Origin of the sequence: Acidovorax sp. (assembly GCF_046341535.1) — a bacterium.
Taxonomy (GTDB): domain Bacteria; phylum Pseudomonadota; class Gammaproteobacteria; order Burkholderiales; family Burkholderiaceae_C; genus Acidovorax.
Window position 1 is genome coordinate 1 of sequence record NZ_JBKDRI010000106.1, and the last position, 7,091, is coordinate 7,091.

General features: G+C 69.9%; 3 protein-coding genes and 1 pseudogene. All 4 read right to left on the bottom strand.

All coding sequences use genetic code 11. The annotated features are described in order from the left end of the window. Positions 1–243: 243 nt before the first annotated feature. The 4 genes and pseudogenes from ACK543_RS07620 to ACK543_RS07635 all read right to left on the bottom strand — a co-directional run bounded on the left by ACK543_RS07620 (position 244) and on the right by ACK543_RS07635 (position 6,750). The gene (locus ACK543_RS07620) at positions 244–2,880 is read right to left on the bottom strand and encodes a ligase-associated DNA damage response DEXH box helicase (protein ID WP_409942251.1); all 2,637 of its coding nucleotides are present in this window, start codon (positions 2,878–2,880) and stop codon (positions 244–246) included. A gap of 230 nt (positions 2,881–3,110) precedes the next feature. Continuing rightward, positions 3,111–3,281: pseudogene (locus ACK543_RS07625) on the bottom strand (DEAD/DEAH box helicase); the annotation flags it as partial. Continuing rightward, entirely contained in the window at positions 3,278–5,689 is a 2,412-nt protein-coding gene (locus tag ACK543_RS07630) for a hypothetical protein (protein WP_409942249.1), read from the bottom strand. The gene ACK543_RS07630 and the pseudogene ACK543_RS07625, both read right to left, overlap by 4 nt. Then, complete coding sequence (locus tag ACK543_RS07635; RefSeq protein ID WP_409942250.1) at positions 5,686–6,750, bottom strand: ligase-associated DNA damage response exonuclease; 1,065 nt, start codon at positions 6,748–6,750, stop codon at positions 5,686–5,688. Before ACK543_RS07635 ends, ACK543_RS07630 begins: the two co-directional genes overlap by 4 nt. Positions 6,751–7,091: the final 341 nt, after the last annotated feature.

A 7,091-nucleotide genomic window follows, 5' to 3' on the forward strand; every position in this document is an offset into this window, starting at 1 on the left:
TTGCATCATCCTAAAAACGGCAGTTGACCGCTTGTCATCTTGCCGCACACCGCGTGAACGCGGGCCTTGCGTGTTTTCGCATCCTCACCTTGGGGGTGACAGCGCTATGCACTTGCCAGCACCGCTTTTGGAGCGCCATGCGGTGTTGGTCCTCCTTGCAGGCACGAGCCTGCCGCGTCGTCGCGCCTTGCCTGGCACCCCAACAGCAGCGCCGGCAAATGCATCCAACTGCCGTTTTGAGGATCATCGCGCAGCCCGATGGCCTCGGGCGCGGCGGGGTCTTGGCGCGCCGGGCTCGTCGGCGGGCTCCAGCATCACGGGCACAGTCAGGCCGTCTGCGCGGGCGGTGCCCATGGTCGCGTCGGCCGCCACCTCCAGCGCCTGCACCATGCGCGCCAGCCGGTCGGCCAGGGTTTCGGTGCTCAGGCGCTCGCGAAAGCGCTCCACCATCAGCGGCAGGGCGAACGGCGTGGGGCGCTCCAGCCGGTGCACTGATAGCTGCTGGCCCTGCATGCGCTGCAGGGTGTGCGCCAGGCGGTGCATGTCCAGCTCCTGCGCCAGCAGCTCGGCGCGGGCCTGGGCCAGCAACAGGTTGTCGGGGTCGTACTGCGCAAACACGTCGTAGTACAGCGACGAAGATGCCTGCAGCTGGCGGCTGCTGCGTTGCTCGCCAGGGTGGCTTTGGAAGATGAGCCCGGCAATGCGCGCAATCTCCCGAAAGCGCCTGCGCGCCATCTCGGTGGCGTTCAGGCTGGCCAGCACCTCGGCCTGCAGCCCGCTGCCCATGGCGCTGCGGGTGGCTTGCCCGATCAGGTGCGGCAGCAGCGCGGGCCAGTCCACCGGCTTGGCCGACAGCAGCTCCAGACCGTAGTCATTGACGGCGATGGAAAACGTGTTGGGCACCTGCTGCGCGGCACGCCAGGCCAGCAGCCCCGCCAGCCCCAGGTGCACCAGCCGCCCCGCCAGCGGGTACAGGTACAGGTGCCAGCCCTCGCGCGTATGCAGCACCTCGGCCACCAGGCGGGCGGGCGTGGGCAGGGCCGACCAGGCGGCCTGCAGCGCCAGCAGCGGCTGCGCGCAGCGCATCTCGGGCGAGGCGAACACGCCGCGCTCGGCCTGCTCCAGCTGGCGCAGCATGGCATCGGCCAGCGTGTCTGACAGCGGCATGCGCCCGCCGTTCCAGCGCGGCAGCGCGGCGCTGCCCGGGGGGGCGGCGCGCACATAGGCCGTCATCTGCTGCGTGCGCACCAGCGCCAGCAGGCGGCCTGCGAACATGAACACATCGCCGGGCTTCAGGCGCGCGATGAAGCTCTCGTCCACCGAGCCCAGCCGCCCGCCGCTGACAAACTGCACCTGCATGCTGGCATCGCTCACGATGGTGCCGATGTTGCTGCGGTGGCGTCGCGCCAGCCGCGCATCGGGCATGCGCCACACGCCATCGTCATCGGGCACCACGCGATGAAAGTCTGGGTAGTTGGCCAGCGATGCGCCGCCCTGGCGCACAAACTGCAGCGCCCATTGCCAATCGCTGTCGGCCAGGGTGGCGTAGGCCGGAGCGCGGCGCACTTCGGCCAGCAGGGCATCGGGCACAAAGCCGCCGCCCAGGGCGATGGTGACCAGGTGCTGCACCAGCACATCCAGCGGCGCGCGCGGCGTGTGGCGGTCTTCGATGTGGCCCTCGGCCAGCGCCTGGCGGGCGGCGGCGGCCTCCACCAGCTCCAGGCTGTGCGTGGGCGCCAGCGTGATGCTGGAGGTGCGCCCGGGCGCATGGCCCGAGCGCCCCGCGCGCTGCACCAGCCGCGCCACGCCCTTGGCCGAGCCGATCTGCAGCACCTGCTCCACCGGCAAAAAGTCCACGCCCAGGTCCAGGCTGGACGTGCACACCACCGCCTTCAAGGTGCCGGTTTTCAGCCCCGCCTCGACCCAGCCGCGCACCTCGCCGCTGAGCGAGCCGTGGTGCAGGGCCAGCGTGCCGGCCCAGTCGGGCCGCGCCTCCAGCAGCGCCTGGTACCAGCGCTCGGCCTGCGAGCGGGTGTTGGTAAAGACCAGTGTGGAAGCGCTGGCCTCGATGGACTGCACCACCTGCGGCAGCAGCGACAGGCCCATGTGCCCCGCCCAGGCAAAGCGCTCTGCGCGCCCGGGCAGCAGCACCTGCACTTGCAGGGCCTTGTCGATGCGGCCCTGCAGCAGCAGCGGCTTGGGCCGGCGCGGTGCACGCGGCGGCAGGGTGGGCATCAGCGTGGCCAGCGCGTCAGGCAGGTTGCCCAGTGTGGCCGACATGCCCCACACCTGCAGGCGCGGGTTCCAGCCCGACAGGCGGGCCAGCGCCAGTTGCACCTGCACGCCGCGCTTGTTGCCCACCAGCTCGTGCCACTCGTCCACCACCACCAGGCGCACGCTGGCCAGCCGCTCGCGGGCATCCGCGCGGGCCAGCAGCAGCGACACGCTCTCGGGCGTGGTCACCAGCACGGTGGGCAGGCGGCGGTCTTGCGCGGCGCGCTCGCCGCTGGTGGTGTCGCCGGTGCGCAGGCCGCTGGTCCAGTGCGGGGCCAGATCGGGCAGGGGTTCTTGCAGGGCGCGCAGCGTGTCGGTGGCCAGGGCGCGCATGGGCGTGATCCACAGCACGGTGAGCGGTGGGGCGGCGGCGCGGCGGGTGCGGCCGTTCCTGCGGACTTCGGCATCTGCGGCCAGGGCCTGTGGTGCCGCCGCGGCCGTTCGCCCTGAGCTTGGCGAAGGGCTGGTGCAGCGGGGGGAGCCTGCGGACAGCGCGGCGGCTTCGACAGGCTCAGCCTGAACGGTGGGGGAGTGTGCTGTGGCTTCGACAGGCTCAGCCCGAACGGTGGGGGGGGGTGCTGTGGCTTCGACGGGCTCAGCCGGAATGGTGGGGGGGCGTGCTGCGGCTTCGGCAGGCTCAGCCTGAACGGTGGGGGGGGTGCTGCGGCTTCGACAGGCTCAGCCCGAACGGTGGGGGAGGGTGCTGCGGCGTCGACAGGCTCAGCCTGAGCGGGGGGGGGGGGTGCTGCGGCTTCGGCAGGCTCAGCCGGAATGGTGAGGGGGCGTGTCCCGGCGTCGCCAGGCTCAGCCCGAACGGTGGGGTCGGGCGGGTCGGGCGCCAGGTGCTGCAGTGCGCCCAGCCACACCGCGTAGGTTTTGCCCGCGCCGGTGGTGGCGTGCAGCAGGCCCGATCGGCCCTCGGCCAGGGCCTGCCAGACCTGCTGCTGAAAGGCGAACGGCTGCCAGCCGCGCACCGCCACCCAGCGGGCTGCGCCGCCTTCTCTCATGCGCTGCCTCCCGGCAACAGCGCCGCCAGTGTTTGCAGCGTGTCGGCCTCGGCCACCGGCTTGTCTGGCCGCCAGCGCAGCATGCGTGGAAAACGCACTGCGATGCCGCTTTTGTGGCGCGAGCTGCGCGCAATGCCTTCAAAGCCCAGTTCGAACACCTGTGTGGCCTCGACGCTGCGCACGGGGCCAAAGCTTTCGCGCGTGGTCTTGCGGATGATGGCATCCACCTGCGCGATCTCGGCGTCGGTGAGGCCCGAGTAGGCCTTGGCAAAGGGCACCAGTTGCCGGGCTGGGTCTTGCGGCGGGCCGCTCCACACGGCAAAGGTGTAGTCGGTGTACAGACTGGCGCGGCGGCCATGGCCGCGCTGGGCGTAGATCAGCACGGCATCCACGCTCATGGGGTCGATCTTCCATTTCCACCAGACACCCGCGTCCTTGGTGCGGCCTACCCCGTAGTGCGCCATGCGGTGCTTGAGCATGAAGCCCTCGGTGCCCAGGCTGCGCGCGGCCCCGCGCTGGCGGGCCAGGTCGGGCCAGTCAGCCCCTTGCAGCAGGGGGCTCAGGCGCAGGGTGCAGGCGATGTGCGGCGCGGGGGAGGGGTGCAGCGTGAACCTTTCCACCCGTTCGGACTGAGCCTGTCGAAGTCCTGCCTCGCGCTTCGACAGGCTCAGCGTGAACGGTGCGGTGTCGGGCAGCGCGCTGCCCATTGCATCGGGCGCTACAACCCGTTCGGACTGAGCTTGTCGAAGTCCTGCCCCGCGCTTCGACAAGCTCAGCGTGAACGGTTCGGGAGGCGTATCGGCTGCAGGGATGGTGGAGGGCCGCTCTGGTTCGGCGGGACTCTCGCCCACCCGTTCGGACTGAGCTTGTCGAAGTTCTGCCCCGCGCTTCGACAGGCTCAGCGTGAACGGTTCGGGAGGCGCATCGGCTGCAGGGATGGTGGAGGGCCGCTCTGGTTCGGCGGGACTCTCGCCCACCCGTTCGGACTGAGCTTGTCGAAGTTCTGTGCCGCGCTTCGACAGGCTCAGCGTGAACGGATCGGGAGGCGCATCGGCTGCAGGGATGGTGGAGGGCCGCTCCGGTTCGGCGGGACTCTCCCCCACCCGTTCGGACTGAGCGTGTCGAAGTCCTGCCCCGCGCTTCGACAAGCTCAGCGTGAACGGTGCGGTGTGGGGTAACGGGCTGCCTACGGCATCGGGCGGCATTGGCTCTGTTTCGTACGCTACAACCCGTTCGGACTGAGCCTGTCGAAGTCCTGCGCCGCGCTTCGACAAGCTCAGCGTGAACGGTTCGGTGTTTGGTGTGACCTCTATGGATACCTCAGGCGGTGGGTGAAGCATATCCTCCAGCAGCGCCCGCCGCGCATGCTGGGGCTGCGCGCGCACATCCTGCCCCGCGTGCTCCAGCAGGTCGTAGGCCACCAGCACCACCGGCAGTTCGCGCAGCAGCTTCGCGCCCAGCGTTTTGCGGCCCAGGCGTTTTTGCAGGTCGGCAAAGGGGCGGGGCCCTGGCTCATCGGGCAGCCACACCAGGATTTCGCCGTCAATCACCGTGCCATCGGGCAGGCTCTGCAGCGCGGCGTCGGCCAGTTCGGGGAAGCGGTCGGTCACCAGTTCTTCGCCGCGTGACCAGACCCACGCCGCCCCGGCGCGGCGCACGATCTGCGCGCGAATGCCGTCCCACTTCCACTCCACCTGCCAGTCGGCCACCGGCCCCAGCAGTGCGGGCATGTCGGCCACGGCCTGGTTGAACGGATGGGCCAGAAAAAAGGGATAGGGGTGTCCGGCGGCGCCATCGCTGGGCGAGCCTGCTTCGCCATCGGCCGGGGCCACCAGTGCAGCGTAATCGGCGGCCTGGGGCTGGCGGCCGATCTGGGTGTAGCCCATCAGCCGGTGCGCGATGCGCTTGGCGTCCAGCCCGCTCACGGTCGCCAGCGCCTGCGTGACCTGCAGGCGTGACACCCCCACGCGGAAGTTGCCGGTGATGAGCTTGAAGTACACCAGGCGTTGCCCGGATGCCAGCAGGTTCCACTGCGCCCGCAGGCGCGCATCGGCCTCGTCGGCGGGCAGAGCGCGCAGCGGCAGCAGCAGCGCCATCCACTCGGCCAGGGGCAGGTCGGCAGGCGCGGTGGGTGGGGGCAGCAGCAGGGCCAGGGTTTCGGCCAGGTCGCCCACGGCCTCGTAGCTTTCGTCGAACAGCCATTCGGGCAGGCCCGCAGCGTCTTGCGCCAGGGCCTTCAGGCGCTTGGTGGGCACCATCTGGCGCGGCTTGCCCCCGGCCAGAAAGTACACGGCCCAGGCCGCATCGCCGGGGGGCGCCACGCGCAGGTAGGCCACCAGTGCGGCCAGCTTGGCCGACTGGGCGGTGGTGGCATCGAGTGCCTGGAAGAGGGCGGCAAACTGCTTCATGGCGCGGCCCCGGCGGCGGGTGTGCTGGCGGGGGCATCGGGCGCGGCAGCGGTATCGTCCTCGTGGTCGTCTGCGCCGTATTCGGTGGCAAATACCTGCGCATCCAGACCCTGCTCGCACAGCCAGCGCACCATCACGGCGGTGCTGCCATGGGTGACGATCACGCGTTCGGCCCCGGTGGCGCCAATGGCCTTTTGCAGGCTGGGCCAGTCGGCATGGTCGCTCATCACAAAACCCCGGTCCACGCCCCGGCGGCGTCGCGCGCCGCGCACCAGCATCCAGCCGCTGGCAAAGGCATCGGAATGCTCGCCAAAGCGCTTGAGCCACGGCGTGCCCGCGGCCGAGGGCGGCGCCAGCACCAGGGCGCGGCGCAGGTCGGCCTTGGTGAGCGCCGGGTCGGTGGCGCGGTGCGTGGCGGGCAGGGCCACGCCGGCGGCGCGGTACACGGCGTTCAGCGGTTCCACCGCGCCATGCACCACGATGGGCCCGGTGCTGGCGTCCACGCCATGCAACAGGCGTTGCGCCTTGCCAAACGCGTAGGCATACAGCACGCTGGCCTTGCCCGCCGCTGCGTTGGCGGCCCACCAGGCGTTGATGTCGGCCAACAGCACCGCTTGGGATGGCCAGCGGTAAATCGGCAGGCCGAAGGTGGATTCGGTGATGAAGGTGTGGCAGTGCACGGGCTCGAACGGCGCGCAGGTGCCGTCCTCGTCGAGCTTGTAGTCGCCCGAGGCCACCCACACCTGGCCGCCGTGCTCGATGCGCACCTGGGCCGAGCCCAGCACATGGCCTGCGGGATGCAGCGATACGTTCACGCCCTGGTGGTGGATGACTTCGCCGTACGCCACCGTCTGCAACGCAATGTCGGCCCCGAGCCGGTTGCGCAGCGTGCCCGCGCTGGCCTCGTGGGCCAGGTAACGGGCCGACCCCCGGCGAGCATGGTCGGAATGCGCGTGCGTGATCACGGCACGCTGCACCGGACGCCAGGGGTCGATATAAAAATCGCCGGGCGGGCAGTACAGCCCCTCGGGGCGATGCACGATCAGGTCAGCGGTGGACATGGGCAAGTCATCTTAGGCGGCAAGGGATAGCCTGGGGGCGAACCGGGGATCGCAGGCACGGAATGCGCCATGCAACGGAACCAAGACATGATCGGACGTCTATTGGCAGGGTGCTGTTTGCTATGAACCTAAAAACGGCAGTGGACCGCTTGTCATCTTGCCGCACACCGCGTGGACTCGCGCCTTGCCTGGCATCCCAACAGCAGCGCTGGCAAATGCATCCAACTGCCGTTTTTATTGAGTCGGCATCAACCAACTTGAATGCGTTGATGCGGTTCGAAGCTCTGCGCAAGGCTTCGACAGGCTCAGCCCGAACGGCTGGTTCAAGTTCAAAGGTGCCG